This window comes from Halovivax sp. (assembly GCA_007119345.1).
In the GTDB taxonomy this organism is placed as follows: Archaea; Halobacteriota; Halobacteria; order Halobacteriales; family Natrialbaceae; genus Halovivax.
This window is the reverse complement of the sequence record SKPV01000217.1, coordinates 1-17,858: the sequence shown is the minus strand read 5'-3', so window position 1 is coordinate 17,858 and position 17,858 is coordinate 1. Positions and strand designations below refer to the sequence as shown.

At 67.8% G+C, this 17,858-nt stretch carries 18 protein-coding genes and 1 pseudogene; 4 read left to right on the top strand and 15 right to left on the bottom strand.

Features of this window, described 5'->3' with window-relative positions:
• From QZT59_RS15250 to ahaH, 8 genes and pseudogenes are all read right to left on the bottom strand, one after another.
• Positions 1 to 376 (bottom strand): annotated as a pseudogene (locus QZT59_RS15250) (V-type ATP synthase subunit B); the annotation flags it as partial.
• 2 nt (positions 377 to 378) lie between these two features.
• Positions 379 to 2,142 (bottom strand): ATP synthase subunit A, encoded by a 1,764-nt coding sequence (locus tag QZT59_RS15245; RefSeq protein ID WP_290818315.1) that lies wholly within the window; start codon positions 2,140 to 2,142, stop codon positions 379 to 381.
• A 1-nt stretch (position 2,143) separates the two neighbouring features.
• Positions 2,144 to 2,464 (bottom strand): V-type ATP synthase subunit F, encoded by a 321-nt coding sequence (locus QZT59_RS15240; protein ID WP_290818313.1) that lies wholly within the window; start codon positions 2,462 to 2,464, stop codon positions 2,144 to 2,146.
• Positions 2,461 to 3,513, bottom strand: a complete 1,053-nt coding sequence (locus tag QZT59_RS15235) for a V-type ATP synthase subunit C (RefSeq protein ID WP_290818310.1) — start codon at positions 3,511 to 3,513, stop codon at positions 2,461 to 2,463. Before QZT59_RS15235 ends, QZT59_RS15240 begins: the two co-directional genes overlap by 4 nt.
• Complete coding sequence (locus QZT59_RS15230) at positions 3,510 to 4,091, bottom strand: V-type ATP synthase subunit E (RefSeq protein ID WP_290818307.1); 582 nt, start codon at positions 4,089 to 4,091, stop codon at positions 3,510 to 3,512. The genes QZT59_RS15235 and QZT59_RS15230 overlap by 4 nt, the downstream gene beginning before the upstream one ends.
• Before the next feature lie 16 nt (positions 4,092 to 4,107).
• A complete protein-coding gene (locus tag QZT59_RS15225) occupies positions 4,108 to 4,365 on the bottom strand; it encodes a hypothetical protein (protein ID WP_290818304.1) in 258 nt (85 codons plus the stop codon).
• Between the two features lie 206 nt (positions 4,366 to 4,571).
• Positions 4,572 to 6,869, bottom strand: a complete 2,298-nt coding sequence (locus QZT59_RS15220; RefSeq protein WP_290818301.1) for a V-type ATP synthase subunit I — start codon at positions 6,867 to 6,869, stop codon at positions 4,572 to 4,574.
• The gene (gene ahaH / locus QZT59_RS15215) at positions 6,856 to 7,188 is read right to left on the bottom strand and encodes an ATP synthase archaeal subunit H (protein ID WP_290818298.1); all 333 of its coding nucleotides are present in this window, start codon (positions 7,186 to 7,188) and stop codon (positions 6,856 to 6,858) included. The genes QZT59_RS15220 and ahaH overlap by 14 nt, the downstream gene beginning before the upstream one ends.
• A gap of 286 nt (positions 7,189 to 7,474) precedes the next feature.
• Between ahaH and QZT59_RS15210 the strand changes: the two genes are divergently transcribed.
• On the top strand, positions 7,475 to 8,095 hold the full coding sequence (locus QZT59_RS15210) for a methyltransferase domain-containing protein (protein ID WP_290818295.1): 621 nt from the start codon (positions 7,475 to 7,477) through the stop codon (positions 8,093 to 8,095).
• A 144-nt stretch (positions 8,096 to 8,239) separates the two neighbouring features.
• On the opposite strand, the gene QZT59_RS15205 is transcribed toward QZT59_RS15210, so the two are convergent.
• Together QZT59_RS15205 and QZT59_RS15200 are read right to left on the bottom strand one after the other, a co-directional pair.
• On the bottom strand, positions 8,240 to 8,713 hold the full coding sequence (locus QZT59_RS15205; protein ID WP_290818292.1) for a type IV pilin: 474 nt from the start codon (positions 8,711 to 8,713) through the stop codon (positions 8,240 to 8,242).
• Positions 8,714 to 8,759: 46 nt separating this feature from the next.
• The gene (locus QZT59_RS15200) at positions 8,760 to 9,983 is read right to left on the bottom strand and encodes a hypothetical protein (protein WP_290818290.1); all 1,224 of its coding nucleotides are present in this window, start codon (positions 9,981 to 9,983) and stop codon (positions 8,760 to 8,762) included.
• Positions 9,984 to 10,220: 237 nt separating this feature from the next.
• On the opposite strand from QZT59_RS15200, the gene QZT59_RS15195 reads away from it, so the two are divergent.
• Complete coding sequence (locus tag QZT59_RS15195) at positions 10,221 to 11,402, top strand: hypothetical protein (protein WP_290818288.1); 1,182 nt, start codon at positions 10,221 to 10,223, stop codon at positions 11,400 to 11,402.
• 114 nt (positions 11,403 to 11,516) lie between these two features.
• Positions 11,517 to 12,266, top strand: a complete 750-nt coding sequence (locus tag QZT59_RS15190; protein ID WP_290818285.1) for a class I SAM-dependent methyltransferase — start codon at positions 11,517 to 11,519, stop codon at positions 12,264 to 12,266.
• 201 nt (positions 12,267 to 12,467) lie between these two features.
• On the opposite strand, the gene QZT59_RS15185 is transcribed toward QZT59_RS15190, so the two are convergent.
• Complete coding sequence (locus QZT59_RS15185) at positions 12,468 to 13,463, bottom strand: radical SAM protein (protein WP_290818283.1); 996 nt, start codon at positions 13,461 to 13,463, stop codon at positions 12,468 to 12,470.
• A gap of 184 nt (positions 13,464 to 13,647) precedes the next feature.
• Here QZT59_RS15185 and QZT59_RS15180 point away from each other — a divergent pair, with 184 nt between their 5' ends.
• Positions 13,648 to 14,760 carry a DUF373 family protein gene (locus QZT59_RS15180; RefSeq protein WP_290818280.1) on the top strand — a complete coding sequence of 371 codons (1,113 nt, stop codon included), beginning with the start codon at positions 13,648 to 13,650 and terminating at the stop codon, positions 14,758 to 14,760.
• A 68-nt stretch (positions 14,761 to 14,828) separates the two neighbouring features.
• Here QZT59_RS15180 and QZT59_RS15175 read toward each other — a convergent pair whose 3' ends face one another.
• From QZT59_RS15175 to QZT59_RS15160, 4 genes are all read right to left on the bottom strand, one after another.
• Positions 14,829 to 15,110, bottom strand: coding sequence for a hypothetical protein (locus QZT59_RS15175; RefSeq protein ID WP_290818277.1), 282 nt, complete (start codon positions 15,108 to 15,110; stop codon positions 14,829 to 14,831).
• A 98-nt stretch (positions 15,111 to 15,208) separates the two neighbouring features.
• Positions 15,209 to 16,051, bottom strand: coding sequence for a polyprenyl synthetase family protein (locus QZT59_RS15170; RefSeq protein ID WP_290818274.1), 843 nt, complete (start codon positions 16,049 to 16,051; stop codon positions 15,209 to 15,211).
• A gap of 172 nt (positions 16,052 to 16,223) precedes the next feature.
• Positions 16,224 to 17,180: an electron transfer flavoprotein subunit alpha/FixB family protein gene (locus tag QZT59_RS15165; protein ID WP_290818271.1), complete on the bottom strand. Its 957-nt coding sequence runs from the start codon at positions 17,178 to 17,180 to the stop codon at positions 16,224 to 16,226.
• 55 nt (positions 17,181 to 17,235) lie between these two features.
• On the bottom strand, positions 17,236 to 17,858 hold a 623-nt coding region (locus QZT59_RS15160; RefSeq protein WP_290818268.1), incomplete at its 5' end, for an electron transfer flavoprotein subunit beta/FixA family protein.

Sequence of the window (17,858 nt, the reverse complement as noted above, 5' to 3'; positions counted from 1 at the left end):
TGAACTCCTCGGGGTACTCCCGGGAGTAGGGGTTGATCGCCTCGCCGACGATGTCCTGGCGCTCCTCGGGGACGATCTCCGGGCCCCCGTCGATCGGGTTGCCGGAGCCGTCGAGCACCCGCCCGAGGAGGTCCTCGGTGACGGGCATCTTCATGGTCTCGCCGAGGAACCGGACCGACGCGTTGCGGTCGATGCCGCCGGTCCCCTCGAACACCTGGATCGAGACGAGCCCCTCGCTGGACTCGAGGACCTGCCCGCGCAGGGTCTCGCCCTGGGGCGTCTCGATCTCGACGATCTCGTCGTAGCCGACGGGCTCGTCGACCTCGGCGAACACCAGCGGTCCGCTGATCTCCGTGATGGTTTGATACTCTTTCATGGTTAGTACAGCCCCCTGATCTGGTCGGCGAGGTCGCTCTCGAGCTCGTCGATGAACTCGTCCCACTCCTCGGCGGTGCCCATCCGGTTGAGCCGCGGGGCGGCGTCGACGTCCTGGATCTCCTCGACCGGGACGCCGGCCTCCAGCGCATCGAACGCTTCGTCGTTGAACGTCTTGATCGCCCCGAGCATCCGGTAGGTCTTCTCGGGCTCGCAGAAGGTGTCGACGTCGTGGAACGCGTTCTGCTGGAGCCAGGCCTCCCGGAGGTAGCGGGCCACCTCGAGGGTGAGCTGCTGGTCCTCCGGCAGGGCGTCCTTGCCGACGAGCTGGACGATCTCCTGGAGCTCGTCCTCCTCGTCGAGCGTGTCGACCGCCCACTGGCGCACCTCCGGCCAGTCCTCGGCGACGTTGTCGACGAACCAAGGATCGAGCTGCTGGCGGTACAGCGAGTAGGACTCGTTCCAGTTGATCGACGGGAAGTGCCGACGTTCCGCGAGGTCGGCGTCGAGCGCCCAGAACGTCTTGACGATACGGAGCGTGTTCTGGGTCACCGGCTCGGAGAAGTCGCCACCGGGCGGCGAGACGGCGCCGATAACCGACACCGACCCCTGGGTCCCGTTGATGTTCTGGAACAGACCGGCCCGCTCGTAGAACTCCGAAAGCGACGCGGCGAGGTAGGCCGGGTAGCCCTCCTCGCCGGGCATCTCCTCGAGTCGGGAGGAGATCTCGCGCATGGCTTCCGCCCACCGCGAGGTGGAGTCGGCCATCAGCGCCACGTCGTAGCCCATGTCGCGGAAGTACTCGGCGATGGTGATCCCGGTGTAGATGCAGGATTCGCGGGCCGCGACGGGCATGTTCGAGGTATTCGCGATGAGACACGTGCGACTCATCAGCGGCTTGCCCGTCTTCGGGTCCTCGAGCTCGGGGAAGTCCTCGATGACTTCGGTCATCTCGTTGCCCCGCTCGCCGCAGCCGACGTAGACGACGATGTCGGCGTCGGCCCACTTGGCGAGCTGGTGCTGGGTGACGGTCTTCCCGGAGCCGAACGGCCCCGGGATGGCCGCGGTCCCGCCTTTCGCGATGGGGAAGAGACCGTCGAGAATCCGCTGACCCGAGACCAGCGGGATCGTCGGCGTCTCCTTCTCCCTGGCCGGGCGCGCCTCGCGCACCGGCCACTCCTGGTGCATCGTGATCGCCTCGCCGGAGTCGAGCTCGGCGACGACTTCGTCGACGGTGAACTCGCCCGATTCGATCGCGGTGACCTCGCCACCCTCGTAATCGGGCGGCACCATCACCTTGTGGGTAATGGACTCCGTCTCGGGGACTTCGCCGAGCACGTCGCCGGGCTCGACAGCGTCTCCCTCCGAGACCGTGGGCGTGAACTCCCAGGTCCGCTCCAGGTCGATGCCGGGAGCGTCGACCCCGCGGTCGAGGAACGCCGAACCCATCTTCTCCTCGAGCTCGTCGAGGGGTCGCTGGACGCCGTCGTAGATGGTGTCCAGCAGGCCCGGTCCGAGGTCGACGGACAGCGGTTCGCCCGTGTTCTCGACGGGCTCGCCGGGGCCGACCCCGGAGGTCTCCTCGTAGACCTGGATCGTCGTCTCGTTTCCTTCGATCTCGATGACCTCGCCCATCAGCCCTTCGTCGCCGACGTAGACGACGTCGTTCATCCGGGCGTCGAGGTCCGTGGCGGTCACGACCGGACCGCTCACGCTATTGATACGTCCGTCCTCGCGGACGGTCTCCGTCTCTTGTGCCTGACTCATACTAGTCTTCCTCCATCAGGTCGATCCCGATCGCGCGCTTGATCTGCTCGCGCAGTCCGCCGCCTCCGCCGCCCCCGATGGTGACGACGACCGGCTCGACGCTCGTTTCGACGGTCCCGCGGACGCTCCGCGAGAGGTGCTCGAGGTCTTCGTCGTGCATCACGACGATGCCGACGCCCTCGTCGTCCAGGACCGTCTCCACCGCGTCGTCCAGTTCCGCGGGCTTCTCGTCGTCCGGTACGTTCTCGAACCGCCTGACGCCGGCCAGCCGGAAGCCCGTGGTGAACTCCGGACTGCCGACGACCGCGATCTCCTGGCTCATAGGATCACCAGTTCTTCCTCGATCTCGGTCTCGTCGAGGCCGACCTCGCGGCCGCGCGCGATGGCCCGGATGTTCTCGACCTCGCGCTCTTTCGCGAGGATGTACGACAGCACGGCCGACACCGACACCGGGTAGACGCTCGAGAGTCGGTCCGAGTACTCGAGCAGCGCAGCATCAATTGCGTGCTCGAACTGGATAAGGCTGTCAGCTTCGCGCAGTCGATCGAGCGCGGCCGAGAGGCGGTCCCCGTAGCGGGGGTCGTCGGCGATGTGGGCGACGAGCGCCTCCCGGTCGCCGACCAGCCGTCGGAGGTCGCCCTCGGTGAAGAGGACGCCGCCCTCGATGTAGAACTCCGCCGGGCCGATGTCGGCGCCGGTTCGGGCGAGGCGGAGCGCGTTCCGGGCGTTCCGGAAGTCGATCTCTGCCTCCAGAAACTCGACGTACATCGCTTCCGGCCCCTCGCGGGTCGCCTCGACCCCCTCGAGCAGGCGCTCGTAGAACGCTCGGTCGAGGGCGTTCTCCAGGGGCACCAGCGCCCCGCTCTCCTCGTACTCCTCGTAGGCCGCCGACAGCGGCTCGTAGAAGATCGTCCGGGAGAGCAGTTCGACGACGTCCTCGATCTCGTCGGCCTCGACCAGTCGATCGAGCAGCGCGTCGTCCAGTTCGCCCGCGCGGATGAGGTCCGTCCGGATCTCCTCCGGGGGCGTCTCGGTGTAGATCCCGCGGATGATCGTCTTGACGTTCCAGACGTCGAACTTCCGCAGGTAGCGGGCGATCAGGTCGTAGAGCCGTCCCTCCGACCAGTCCAGCAGGTCGTCGAAGTGTTTGGCGAGGTTGCGGTTCAGCGCGTACTCGATGAGGTCGACGCCCGAAAACCGCGTCCCGAGCTCGTTGATCTCGGTCTCGTACTCCGTCTCCTCCATGAACCGCGCGATCCCGCTCGGTCCCATCCGGATCAGCTTCCGGTAGTCCTCGTCGGCGAACAGCGAGGCTCGTCGCGACCGGACGCGGGCGTTGACGAACTCCGGATTGGAGGCGTCCGCGCTCATTGCTCGAAGAGTCGCTCGCTGATCTCGCGGAGGTTGTCCTCCCAGACGTCCTCGAGGATCGAGTCGAACGTGTTGTTGACCCGAACCCGGGTACCCTCGCTCTCGACGACGACGCCGCCGAGGCAGTCGTAGTCGCCGGCGTACTCGTAGCCGTCGTAGTCGTCGAGGATCGACTCGAGCAGCTCCTGGTCGTCCGCGCGCCCGTAGACGCTGACCGCGTCGGCGCCGGCGAACTCCTCGCCGGCGGCGTCGAGCAGCGTCCGCGTCAGCTCCTCGCGGGTGTCGCCCCCGAGGTCGGCGAGCTCGGTCTCGACTTGCTCGCGAACGTCGCCCAGCACGTCGCGGCGCGCCTCCAGGCGCTCCTGTTTGGCCTCGAGCTTCGCGCTGGAGAGGCGCTGCTCGCGCAGCTGCTCGATCTCGCGCTCGGCCTCCCGCTCGGCCTCGGCGCGGATCTCCTCGGCGTCGTCTTCCGCCGCCGAGACGATCTCCTTGGCGCGGGACTCGCCCTCCTCGCGGATCTCCTCCGCACGCGCGTGGGCTTCCTCTCGAATGTCCTCTACGACAGTATCCAAACTCATTGTGAGAACGGGGCGGTTATCCGACCAGGAAGATGACGACGATGGCGAAGATCACGAGCGTCTCCGGCAGCACCGTCATGACGATACCCGGCACGAACATGTCCCGGTCCTCGGCGATGGCGCCGACGGACGCCGCGCCGATGCCGCGCTCCGCGTAGCCGGCACCGAGCGCCGCCAGACCGACGGCGATCGCGGCGGCCGCCTCGGCGGTGAACGTGTTGTGTTCGTGGCTCTCCAGTGCGACTTCCCCCAGCGCAAGTGCGTTTTCGATCATGATTAGGTGTATCTCCGTGGGTTCAACTGGCTGTGAACAGTTGGTACCTGGCTCTGCGCCCCCCATAAAACCCTCGAAAGAATTCGACATAGCTAAGCTGTATCAGTCGATTTCGCGCGTTATTTGGCTCCGTCGGGGCGTGACCGTTCGGGAAGAAACTGGCGGCACGCCGGGCGAAACCGCTCGACCCGGCGGAGCGATCCGGCTCAGTCCGCGACCGTCGACCGGTCGCCGCCGAACGGCTCGTACTCCTCGCCGCCGCCCTCGTAGAACTTCTGGAAGAACTCGACGTACTCGAGGCGGAGCATCTGGATGCCCGCCGCGGTGATGCCGAGCAGCAACACGAGGACGTGCCCGAGGACGAACACGGCGACCGCGCCGAGGATCGCGATCACGGCGACGATCCCGTCGCCCGCGTGGATCAGGCCGACGAAGCCCGAATCGAGCGCCTCGTACTCGTAGCCCGAGATCTCCTCGATGCCGAGGCCGGGATAGTTGAAGTACGTGTAGCCGTCGGGCGTGTCGTAGGCGCCGAAGACGAGCAGGTTGACGGCGAACGCCATCCCACCCTTCGCGAGCAGCACCGCGACCATCCGCAGGTACGAGAGGACGTGCCCGAACGCCCACGCCGGAATCTCGAAGATCCCGGCGATTCCCTCGCCGACGCCGACCAGTACCGCGCCGACGAGCACCATCGCGAGCCCCACGAGGCCGACGATCTCGGGGAAGCCCCCGAATCCGAGCGCGAAGTGCTCGGTCTCGTACAGGATGCTCTCGGTCCCCACGAGGAACTCGGGCTTGTTCGCGATCGCGTGGGTACTGAAGATCCAGATGAACAGGCCGTTCATCGCGAGGATCCAGGACAGTCGCTCGTAGACGGCCGCCTTGAGTCCGTGGTTGAGCTCGTTGACGAAGCCCATGATCAGGCCGATGTTGAGGTGGACGATCCCGAACGCGATGCTCAGGATGATCCACAGCAGCGCCCACTCACCCAGTTGCAGGCCCTTCGAGAGGACCCCGGCACCCGGGAGGAACCCGAGCCCGACGTCGGCCATGTGTATGCCGAAGAAGTCGTCGTAGAGGTAGCCGAAGATGATCGTGAAGACCCCGGCCCAGATGCCGATCGTCCCGATCGCCTTGCCGGCCTCGGAGTCGAAGAGCTTCCAGCAGCCGTAGCCCATCAGCATGTAGAGGATCCCGTAGCCGATGTCGCCGATCATGAACCCGAAGGCGAACGGGTAGGTGAGGAAGATGAGCAGCGTGGGATCCAGCTCGCTGTACTTGGGCTGGTTCACCATCTTCACCATCACCTCGAAGGGTTTCGCCGGCGTGAGGTTGTCCAGCACCACCGGCGGCTCCTCGTCCATCGTCACCGCGCCGCCGGAACCGGCGCCCGCTCCGGCCGCGCCCTTCGCGCCGCCGTCGGTCGCCGCCCGCTTCCCGCCGTCGGTCGCCGTCGCGGGTTGCGGTTCGGGTTCCTCGGACTCGCGGTCCTCGACTGTCTCGCCGTCTTCAGGGCGATCACCGTCGTCGCCCGAGCCCGTGTGGGCCTCGGCGCCGTGCTCGTGATCCTCGTAGTCGGCGACCTCGATGAGTTCGATCTCGACGCGATCGCCCACCGCGTCGCGCAGCGCGGCCTCGAACTCGTCGTAGGTGTCGGCCGGGATCCACCCTTCGGCGACGAACGCGCGCTCGGTCGTCGCGAAGCGCAGCGGCGCCTCCGCGCGCTCGACGTCGATCGTGAGCTCCTCTTCGATCCGCCGGAGGAACGGGCCGTCCTCGCGCTTGATCCGCTCGAGTTCCTGATCGAGCTCCTCGAGGTCGCTCGCCAGCTCCACGCGGCGCTGTTCGAGGTCGCGCAGGTACGCCTCCGGCGTCTGGTCGACGTCGGGCACCTCGTGGCGGTTGAACTCGACGCTCACGAGCGCGTCGGCGATCAGGCCCTCGGTCTCCTCGCCGGTCGGGGCGGCGACGACGGCGACGGTCTCGCCGCCGGTGAACGTCTCGAAGGCACGGATCTCCGCGGCCGCGTCGAGCTCGCGTTCGATCTCCGCGACGTCGCCCTCGCCCACGACGACGTCGACGGCATCGTACCCGGACAGCAAGTCGAGGTCGATCCCGAGGTCGGCGAACGGCTCGAGCCGGTCGATCCGGTCGTCGACCTGCCGGCGTTCGTCGCGCAGCTCGCTCCGCCGGTCGTCGAGCTCGTTGACCCGCACGCGGACCTCTTCGAGGCGGTCCTCCCAGCCTTCCGGGAGTTCGCGCTGCGGGTCGACGTCCTCCGCCGAGAGGTCGAGCGTGCTCTCGAGCGCCCGGACGGTGACCAGCTTCTCGGATGTCTCGTCCGCCCCCGCCATCGGATCTCCGTTGTCGAACCCCGCCCACGAACCGTCGTAGTCCGAGAGGTGGACGAGAGAGAGTTCGTGTACCGTCTCGATGACCCGGGGCATGACCGTGCGGGCCCCGGTCACCGAGACCTTCGCCATCTGCTCAGGTCTGAGCATTGACCTCCTCCTGGAACAGCGAGACCACGTGGTCGGTCACCTCCTCGACCCGGCCCCGGGCGCGGTCGGCGAGGGCCTCCCGTTCGGACTCTCCCTCCCGCAGGATGCGCTCGCATTCGGCGTCGATCTCCTCCCGGGCCTCCTCGAGGCGGCGCTCCTTGCGCTCGCGGGCCTCCTCTTTGGCCTCGGAGCGGATCTCCTCGGCCTCCTCCCGGGCCTCGGCGATGCGGTCGTCGCGATCGGTCTCCGCCAGCGCGACGATCTCGTCGGCCTCCTCCTCCGCCGACTGTATCCGGTCTAAAACCTCTGGCCTCGGCATACTCGAATCGTCCGAGATTTCGCGAGGGTCCGTATAAGGTAGTTGCGAAACCGCGACGATAGCCAAAGGTGCCGGCGGCGAACCAGTTCGCTCTCCGTCGCCCGCCGCCACTCCGCCATCGCCCGCCGCCACTCCGCCATCGCCCGCCGCCACTCCGCCATCGCCCGCCGCCACTCCGCCATCGCCCGCCGCCACTCCGACGTCGCCCGGCGATCGGTCCGAAGTCCCCGCGTGGCCCGACGCCGGATCACCAGACATATTGCGGTTCCGACGAACGATCCGGACGATGGGAATCCTGGAGAACAAGGCTCGCGCCCGGCTCTTCTACAAGTACCTCTCGAAGGTGTACGACCGGGTGAACCCCTTCATCTGGACCGAAGAGATGCGAGCCGAGGCGCTCTCGCTGCTCGAATTCCCCGACGACGCGACGGTGCTCGACGTCGGCTGCGGCACCGGCTTCGCCACGGCCGGACTCCTCGAACACGTCGACGAGGTGTACGCGCTCGACCAGAGCCCTCACCAGCTCGAACGCGCCTACCGGAAGTTCGGCAAGCGGGGGCCGGTGCACTTCCACCTCGGCGACGCCGAGCGCCTCCCGTTCGCGACGAACACGTTCGACGTCGTCTGGTCGTCCGGCTCGATCGAGTACTGGCCACAGCCCGTTCGGACGCTGCGGGAGTTCCGTCGCGTGCTCGTCCCGGGCGGGCAGGTGCTCGTCGTCGGACCGAACTACCCCGATCGCACGATCACGCAGAAGCTCGCCGACGCCATCATGCTCTTCTACGACGAGGACGAGGCCGATCGGATGTTTACCGAAGCGGGCTTCGAGGACCTCGAACACGTGCTGATGGGGCCGTCCTACGAACCCGAAGTCGCGATCACGACGGTCGGCCGCGCCCCGGAGTGATGGCCCCTCCTCGGCACCGGAGTGACGACCGCTCCTCGGCACCGGAGTGACGACCGCTCCTCGACGTGACGGCCGCGCACCGGGGTCCGACCGCACACCGGTTCGACGGGCGCACACCGGCGTGAAGGGGACGGCGGAGACGGGTTACTCGGCCGTCGTCTCGAGGGTGGCGACGCGGTCGCCGTCTCGCGAGATCGTCACCGCGACCCGATCGCCGGCCTCGATCGACGGATCGTTCGTCTCCGCGACTCGAACGCCCGCCCGCTCGCCCGCCGCCCAGGTCGGGTCGGACTCCGCGTTGAACGGGCCCGTGGGCCCGCCCCGGAAGCCGTCGTCCTGAAAGAAGGGAACCGGCGGTTGCTCGTCGAGCGGCTCCCCCTCGACGGTCACGCGAACGGAGAGCTCGCGGACGTCCAGGGACTCGCCGGCGACGTGCTCGATCACCAGCCGGTCGTCGTCGGCCGTCGCGGCGAGTTCGAGCGTCGCCGCCGGAGCGGGGTCGACCGGCTCGAGCGACCCCACGCCGGCGGCGACGGCGACGCCCATCGCGACGACGACCGCGAGCAACAAGAGCGCCCCGACGACGGGCGCGATCGATCGATGGGAGCGCGGCTGCACGAACCCCCTGGCTTCGGTCTCTTATTAGAACGTTTGGTCGTGGAGGTCACCCCAGCCCGTCCGCCGTTACCGACCGATCGTCGATGTGAACCGTCAGGTCGTACCCGGTCGACGGGGGAGCGACCCAAACGGAACCGTCCTGACCGGTGCGAGCCACGCTGGTGTCGCCGATCGTCACCTCCCCGTCGATCGGTTCACCGGTCTCCACGTCGGTCGCGGTAACTTCGATGGGGCCGTTTCGCGGCGTCTCGTTGATCGACAGTTCGATGGAGTCGTTCGCCCAGGTTCCGGCCGGCTCCGTCGGCAACTCGTCGATCCGGAGCGCCTGAATTTCCCGGAACACCTCGGCCGTACCGCCGTCGAGGTAGAACCGAAGTGTTCCGTGATTGTGGACGGTTTCGGCCCTGAATAGCTGGGTCGAGTAGTGCTCGTTTACGCTTCTCTCGCCGGTGAATCCATCCCCGTGGGCCCAGGGGTATATCTCGTCCATCCGTTCGAGCAACGCGTCGCGGTCTCCCAGCTGGTTCGGGAGGGAGGTGTCCCGGTGATCGAGCCGCGTCGCTTCGCGGAGGTACATCCGTTCGTCGACGGCCGAGACGACCGACCCCGATTCGCTCGCCTCCACCAGGAACACGTCCGACCCGTCGTTCTGACCGCTCGCGATGATCGTTTCGAACACGCGATCCCGGATCGGTCCTTCGTGCGCTTCGAGTTCGCTGAGCGTCGGTCGAACGGTGATCGAATAATCGGGTACCTGATCGGCCAGGTCGGAGAGTTGCTGGTAGTGCTCACCGATCACCTTCGCTTCGCGGTCGTTCCGAACTTGCGTCCGGAGGAGAACCGTCGCCCGGGCGTCCCCATGCCTGACTGCGGCTGTAACCTCGCTCTCGCGCGTTTCGAGCTGCGTTATCCGCTCTTGGAGACGGTCCTCGAGGCGTTCGAGGATTTCTGCGCGTTCCGAGTCGGAGAGCGTCTCCCAGCGGTGTTCCGCTTCGTACAGGGCCCATTCGTTCCGAAGTTCGTCCTCCTCGATCGCGAGCGTCGCCCCAAGGTCGGGCGACGATTCGGCGTACGCGTACTCGGTCGGTCCGTCGAGTCCGAGCCTCGTGGTCGTCCCGTCGTCGCGTTCTTGCTGGAACGCCGACTCGTCGATGGACGCTCCGTGATCGGCGTCGGGCGCTTGAGAGACTGGGCTGGCTGCGACGATAGTCATCGCCAGGAGGGAGGTGACGAGGAGGGCGGCGATGGCGATCGAGAGCGCGGACTTCATCTCGACGACCCGTTTCGAGTCCAGGTACAAAAACTGGTCGCCATCGACGAAACGGGCCGTCGTCCACCGAACGGTACGCCCTACACCGGCCGCCGATCCCGGTAGCGATCGACGAAATGGCCTCCCCGACGTCGACGGAACGAACTGCCGGTCGGGTCGTCGATGCGGGCAACCGCGGTCCCAGACCTGTTCGTATGGAAAGGGTTTTTTCCCCCCGGCACACACCGGAACACACCAATGCGGGTCCCATCGGCCCTCCTGCTCGTCCTCGCCGTAGCCCTCCTGCTCTCGGTGGGACTTGGCACCATCGCCGCAGAGGACGATACGCCCGAAGAGGGCGCTCTCCAGGACATTCGGATCGAGTTGACCGCGGACGGCGACGCGGTTTGGTCGGTCGAGCACCACTTCCTTCTCGACGGCGAGGAGGATATCGAGCAATTCGAATCGTACGCGGAGGAGGTGCGCACCGATCAGCGAGGCGGTGCCACCTATTCCGAGAGCTTCGAGAATTTCGTGCCGTTGGCGGAAGAACGGACCAACAACGAGATGTCAATCGAGGCTGCCGGGTGGGAAGAACCGACGGTACGACCCGTCGAGGAGGTCGACGCCTTCGAAGAATTCGAAGACGACGAGTTCCCGGACAACGCGACGGTCGGCACCCTGACGTTCTCGTTCACCTGGACCGAATTCGCCGAGACCGACGACGATCGGGTCGACCTCCAGGATACCTTCTTGACCGAAGCCGGCCACCCGTGGTACGGGTCGCTCCGGAGCAACGAACGATTGATCATCGAAGCACCCGAAGAGTACGACTTCGTTACCGCACCCCACGGAATCGACGGCGGTCAGCTCGCGTGGGTCGGCCCCCACGAGTTCGAGGACGGCGACTTCGACATCGTGCTCGAGCACCGATCCAGTCCCCTCGATACACTCGTCGGGTCGTGGATGGTCCTCGTCGGCGGGCTCGCTCTTCTCGTCGTCGTCGGCTCTGCGTGGTATGCTATGACGCAGCAAGACTACGGCATCGAATTACCCTCGCCGCCGGCGTATGGGACCGAATCGAACGACGCGACCGCCGGTGACGGCGGAACGACCTCGGGCGATGAGACGGGTTCGAACGTTGCGAGCGCGTCCGTGGTCGAGAACCCCGACAGCGACGCCGGCACGCTGGCCGACGACGACGCGGACGACGAGATCGATCCCGAACTGCTCAGCGACGAGGAGCGCGTGACGCGAATGCTCAAGGCGAACGGCGGGCGGATGAAGCAGGCGGCGATCGTCAAAGAGACCGGCTGGTCGAACGCGAAGGTCTCCCAGCTGCTCTCGAAGATGGACGAGGACGACGAGATCGAGAAGCTCCGGATCGGCCGGGAGAACCTGATCACGCTGCCCGACGTGGACCCGACGCAGATCGAGTGAGAGCGGATCCGTCCGCAATCGCCGTCGGGGCGCACCGGAGGCCACGGGAACCGGGATGAGACGCGCTTGCACACCTGGCAAAGTATTACCAGGTGGTACTGCGGACTCCACAGTATGCACCCGGCGAAGGACTTCTTCGACGAGTGGGCGCCGATCTACGACGCCTACTACGGAACCCGGGAGATCGGCGATCGCGAGTTCTACGTGACCCTCGCGAGCGAGGTCGACGGTCCGGTGCTCGAGGTCGGCTGCGGGACGGGTCGCGTGTACCGCGATTTGCTTCGAGCCGGCGTCGACGCGCACGGAATCGACGCGTCGGGCGAGATGTTGGACGTGCTGGAACGGCGCGCCGAGGAGGAGTGCCTGACACCCCAAGTTCGGCAGGCCGACGTGACCGACTTCGAGCCGGAACGCGAATACGAGCTCGCGATCGTCCCGTTCCGCACGTTCCTCCACGTGATCTCGCTCGACGACCAGCGGGCGGCCCTCCGGACCCTCCGCGAGGCGCTCGCGCCCGGCGGTCGGCTCGCGCTGAACTTCTTCGCGCCAAACCCCGAGGTGATCGCCGAGCGCTACGGCGAGCCCCGGTCGGAAACCGTCGAGCACGACGGGCGAGAGTACCTGGTGACCTCGCTCTCCGAACTCGAAGACGAGGTCGAGTGGATCGTCCGGGAGCGCCGGACGGTCGAGCGCGACGGCGAGGTGCTCCGGGAGGCCGCGTACCGGATGAAGTTGGTCACCAAACGCGAGTTCGAGTTGCTCCTGGTGACGACCGGCTGGTCGGACTGGGAGGTGTACGGCGGCTTCGACCGGGAGCCGCTGGCGAACGCCGGTCAGGAGCTGGTGTGGATCGTCGAGAAGTGAGGCCGCTCGGCGCCGTCCGGAAGCGGTTGCGCCCTGATCAAGCCAGCGGCGTCCGCTCGACGACCTGCCCGTCGTAGGTCGGGTACTGCTCGACGATCTGCGCGGACCTTTTTCCGCTCCGGTTCGGTCGCTTCGCTCCCTCACCGCTCGCGCAAAAATCTCCACCAAAAAGCCGCTCGCTCACCACGTTCGCTCGCGGGGCTAGGCTAGCGGCGTCCGCTCGACGACCTGCCCGTCGTAGGTCGGGTACTGCTCGACGATCTCGCCGTCCGCGAGATCACCCTCCTCGATCATCTCCTCGAGCAGCCACCAGGCGACCTCGACGTGGTCCGACTTGACGGTGTAGAACTCCTCGGGGACGCCGAGCTCGGCGAATCGATCGGGATCGGCGCGGGTCTTGCCGTAGACGAGGGTGCCGTCGTCGGTGACGTCGTCGAACTCGCGGCGGATCTGGCGGGCCATCCGTTTGAGCCGGCGGCGGTGCTGGGCGGCGTCCTTGAACACCGAGGTGCAAAAGTAGACCTTCGGGTGGTCGCCCATCACGTCGAGCAGTTCGTCGCGATCGTTCTCGACGGCGCTCATGTGGCCCTCCTTGAGTTCGTAGCCCTTCTCCTGCATTCGCCGGAAGTTGCCGTGGCTCATCTCGAACTCGTTGACGTTGCAGAAGTCGGCGGCGCCCTCGTCGAGGAACTCGAGGAACTCCGGCTCCGGGCGGATGCCGGGGATCTCGAAGGCGGGGGTCAGCCCCTCCTCGCGGGCGACGTGGAGGATCTCCTCCCACTCGGTGCCGTGGAGGTCGCCCCACAGTTCGAGCGGCGGGTGAAAGCGGATCTCGTCGAGGCCGGCCTCGGCGAGCCGTCGCATGTTCTCGCGACCGCCGGTGATGCCGGTGTAGAGGTGGGTGTGGTGGTCCTCGCCGAACTCGTCTTTCAACAGCGAGAGGTAGCGACAGGTTCGCTCGAGGGCTTCCTGGGGCTCGCCGCCGGTGATCGAGGTGCCGAGGGCGTCCATCCGGCGGGCTTCGGCGAGGACGTCTTCGTCGTCCTCGACCAGCCGCTCGTTGGCGTAGACGTCGGTGACGTTCTTGCGAGTCTCGCCGAGCGGGCAGTAAAAGCAGTCGCGCTGGTCGCAGTAGCCGTAGACGAACAGCACCATCTTGCCGCCCTTGGCGCACTGCTCACAGCCCTTCGAGATCATTCGGTGGCCGTGGTTGGGCACGGACGGGGAAAAACCGACCGAATCCGATCGGGCCTGCCGTCGAGAATCTCCCGGGCCCGCGCCGTGGACCTCGAGTCGCGATCGACGGACGGGGACGGCGTTCCGTCGACCGATTCGTTCTCCCCCAGAAGACGGAAATACCCGGCCGACTTAGCTCCGGCAGATGTTGCTGGTCCTCTGCGTCGACCTCGACGACGACCTCGGCCGCAAGACCGGCTTTTCGACGCCGGTCATCGGCCGGGAGCCGGTCGAGGAGGCCGCCGTCGCGCTGGCGACGGCCGACCCGGAGGACTCCGACCTCAACGTGATCTTCAAGGGTCTGCACGTCTACGACGAGCTGGCCGGCCGGGGCGAGAGCGTCGAGGTCGCGGTCGTCACCGGCAACGAGGAGGGCGAGGTGAGCGCCAACCGCGAGGTCGGCGACGAGGTCGACGAGGTGCTCGCGAGCATCTCGACGAGCGAGGACGTCACGGCGCTCGTGGTGACCGACGGCGCCCAGGACGAATCCGTCCTCCCGGTGATCCGGACCCGGGTGCCGGTCGACGGCGTCAGGCGCGTCGTCGTCCGCCAAGCCCAGAACCTCGAGTCGATGTACTACACGATCAAGCAGGTGCTGGCCGACCCCGAGACCCGCGGCACCATCCTCATCCCGCTCGGGATCTTGCTGTTGATCTATCCCCTCGCGCTCGTGGGAACGCTGCTCGACTATCCGGGGATCGTCCTCGGCGCGACCTCGGCGCTACTCGGGCTCTACCTCATCTCGCGCGGACTCGGCCTCGGGGCGCACCTCGACGCGGCGGCCGGTCGCCTCCAGCGCTCGCTGTACGCCGGTCGAATGACGCTGCTCGCCTACGTCGTCGCCATCGCCCTCCTGATCCTCGGCGCCGTCAGCGGCCTGAACGCCGTCGAGGGCCTCGAGCCCGGCGGCGAGGAGGCCGTGGGCCCGCTGCTGGCCGGCGCCGCATTCGTCTACGGGTCGGTGCAGTGGTTCGCCGCCGCCGGGATCACCACCAGCCTCGGCCAGATCACCGACGAGTACATCGCCGGGACGCTCGAATGGCGCTACCTCAACGCACCGTTCTACGTGGTCGCGATGGCGATCGTCCTGCACGCCGTGAGCGCCTTCTTCGTGGTCGAGGTCTCGATCGCCTACCTCGCGTCCGCGCTGACCGCCGGGACGCTGCTGGGGATCGTGAGCACGCTCACCTTCGCCGTCGCGGAGTCGCGACTGGCGGGCGGCGAGGAGGACGTCGGCCGGGCCGAAGTCGGCGATTAGCCGCCGCGACGACAATCGCCCGAACCGGCGCCCCGAATGGGGACCCCTCCGGAGCGGTGCCGACCGGGTCAGATCACGTCGTCCGGACCGTGAACCGACGCCATCCGTTCGGCCTCGAACGCGTAGGCCTCCCGCTCGTCCGCGTCCGCAACGTCGCCCAGGTTCCCCGGTTCGACGTCGACCGCCGCCGTCGTCTCCCGGGCGTCGGTGAACGAGGTCAGCGCCCGCTCCTTGCGATAGTACCGCTCCCCGTCCCTCGTCGCGTAGGTGAGGATGATCAGGTTCTGCTCGTCGTCCGAGTACGTCCGTTCGACGAGCCAGACGCGCACCGCTTCGTCTCGTGCGGGCATAGGTGAACCACACCGGCGACGACGATAAGCCCGCAGGAGCGGATACCGGCGACGACGAGTATCCCCCGAGAGACGAGACCGGCCGCCAGGGGGCCGGCCTACCGCTCGCGCTCGACGACGAACTCGGCCAGCTCGAGCAGGTACGATCGAGCGTCGGCGTCGACGGTTTCGACCCGTTCGAGGGCGTCGACGGCCCGGTCGGCCTGATCGTGAGCGCGCTGGTTCGCCTCCGCGGGCGTCAGGTCGGTCACCTGCAGGAGCGACGGCCGCTCGAGCGCCGCGTCGTGGCCGGTCGGCTTCCCGAGCGTGTCGGGATCGGCCACCGCGTCGAGGACGTCGTCGCGGATCTGGAACGCGACGCCCACCCGCTCGGCGTACTCCCCCAGGGCCTCGACGGTGACGCCGTCGGAGTCGGCCGCGATCGCACCCAGCTCCGCGGCGGCCCGAAAGAGCGCGCCCGTCTTCCGGCGAGCGAGGGTCGCGTACTCCGCCTCCGTCGTCGGCGTGTCGGCGAGCTCCGTCGCTTCGCCGATTCCGAGCTCGACCATCGCTTCCGAAACGGTCCGCATCGCCTCCGGATCCGCCGAGAACAGCGCGAACGCCTCCCCGAGCAGCCCGTCGCTCGTCACGATCGCCGGCCCGTGACCGTACTCGAGCCAGGCGCTGTCGACGCCCCGCCTGACCGCCGACCGGTCGATGATGTCGTCGACGACCAGCGACGCTGCGTGGACGAGTTCGACGCCGACCCCGAAATCGACCGCGTCGACCGGTTCGCCGCCGACCGTCTCGCAGGCGAGCAGCGTCACCGTCGGCCGCACCCGCTTGCCGCCGGAGAGTGTCGCGTGCGCGACCGCCTCCCGAAGCTCGGGCGGCTCGAGGTCCGCGACCACCGCCTCGAGGCGGTCCTCGATCAGCGCCTGCCGACGGTCGAGAAGCTCCATTGACGGCCGTTAGGAGGGGGTCGAAAAGTAGGTGTCGGAAGCGAGACGCCGAACGAAGTGAGGCGTCTCGGGTTCCCGAGCGGCGACCCCGGGGAGCCCCCTCGTAGCTCGCGGGTCGCTGCGCTCACGGCTTCGCCGTTCCGAGATTCCGAGCGGAGCGAGGAATCTCGCCTCAGGCGAACTCCTCGATCAGCGCCGGCACGACGTCGAACAGGTCGTCGACGATCGCGTAGTCGGCGATGTCCATGATCGGCGCGTTCGGGTCGGTGTTGATCGCGACGATCGTGTCGGCGCCCTTCATGCCGGCGACGTGCTGAACGGCGCCGGAGATGCCGATCGCGACGTAGACGTCGGGCGTGACGACCTTCCCCGACTGGCCGACCTGTCGGTTCGCCGGGAGCCAGCCGGCGTCGACGATCGGTCGCGACGACGAGAGCGTCGCGCCGAGCGCGTCGGCGAGCTCGCGGACGAGGTCGAGGTTCTCCTCCTCTTCGATCCCGCGGCCGATCGAGACGAGCAGGTCGGCCTCGGTGATGTCGACGTCGCCGCCGGCGACCTCCTCGAAGCCGGTGACCGTCGAACCGACCGCGCCCTCGTCGATCTCGACGTCGGCGGCCTCGATCGTCGCGTCGCCGGACCCCTCGGCGGCGGGCCACTCGCCCTCGCGGATCGTCGCCAGGGCGGCGCCGGCGTCGAGCTCGTTCGTCGTCTCGACCTTCCCGCCGTACATCTCGCGGGTGGCGATCAGCCGCTCGCCGTCGAGTTCGAGGTCGACGGTGTCGGTGACGATCGGCAGGTCGAGCCGGGCCGCGACCGCGGGCGCGTAGTCGAGCCCGTTGACGCTGTTCGGCGCCAGTACGTACCGCGGATTCAGCGCCTCGTAGAGCTGACCGATCGCTTGGGTGTAGACGTCGTGGTTGAACTCCTCGCCGTGGTCGACGGTGTGGACGGCGTCGACGCCCTCCCGGTTCAGCTTGTCGGCGAACTCGTCGACGCGTCCGCTGATAACCGCGAGGTGGAGCTCGCCGCCCGTTGCGTCGGCGAGCTGCCGGCCGGCGGTCGCGAGCTCGTAGCTGACGTCGCGCAGCTCGCCGCGGCGGTGGTCGGCGATCGCGAGAATGTCGCTCATGCGACCACCTCCAGAGCGAAGCGCTGGCGTACTCGCAGGAGCTCACTCCGTTCGCTCATGCGACCACCCCCCTGTCGCGGAGCAGTTCGGCCAGCTCGCCGGCGGTCTCCTCGGCGCTTCCCTCCCAGACGGTGGCCTCGCTCTCGGCTTCGGGTTCGTACATGTCGGTCAGCTCGAGGTCGCCCTCGACGGCCGACGGATCGACGCCGACGTCCCCGAGGCTCACGACGTCGAGCTCCTTGCGCTGGGCCTGACGGATCCCGCGCAGGCTGGCGTAGCGGGGCTCGTTGATCCCGGTCTGGATCGTGAGCACGGCCGGCAGATCCACGTCGGTCAGCTCCTCGACGCCGCCTTCGAGCTCGCGGCGAACCGAGGCGACGCCGTCCTCGATGTCGTGGTCGAGGTCGTTGACCACGGCCGCCCACTGGAAGCCGATCTCCTCGGCCAGCGAGACGCCGGTCGACATCCAGCTGTCGTCGCCGGACTGGACGCCCGTCAGCACGAGATCGGGCTCTTCGTCCGCGACGACGGCGCGCAGGATCTCGGTCTTCGCGCCGACGTCGAGCAGGTCGACGCCCGCGAGGGCGTCGTCCCAGACGCGGATCGCGCGGTCGGCACCCTTCGCGAGCGCCTGCCGGATCGTCTGTTCGCACTCTTCAGGGCCGATCGTCACGGTGA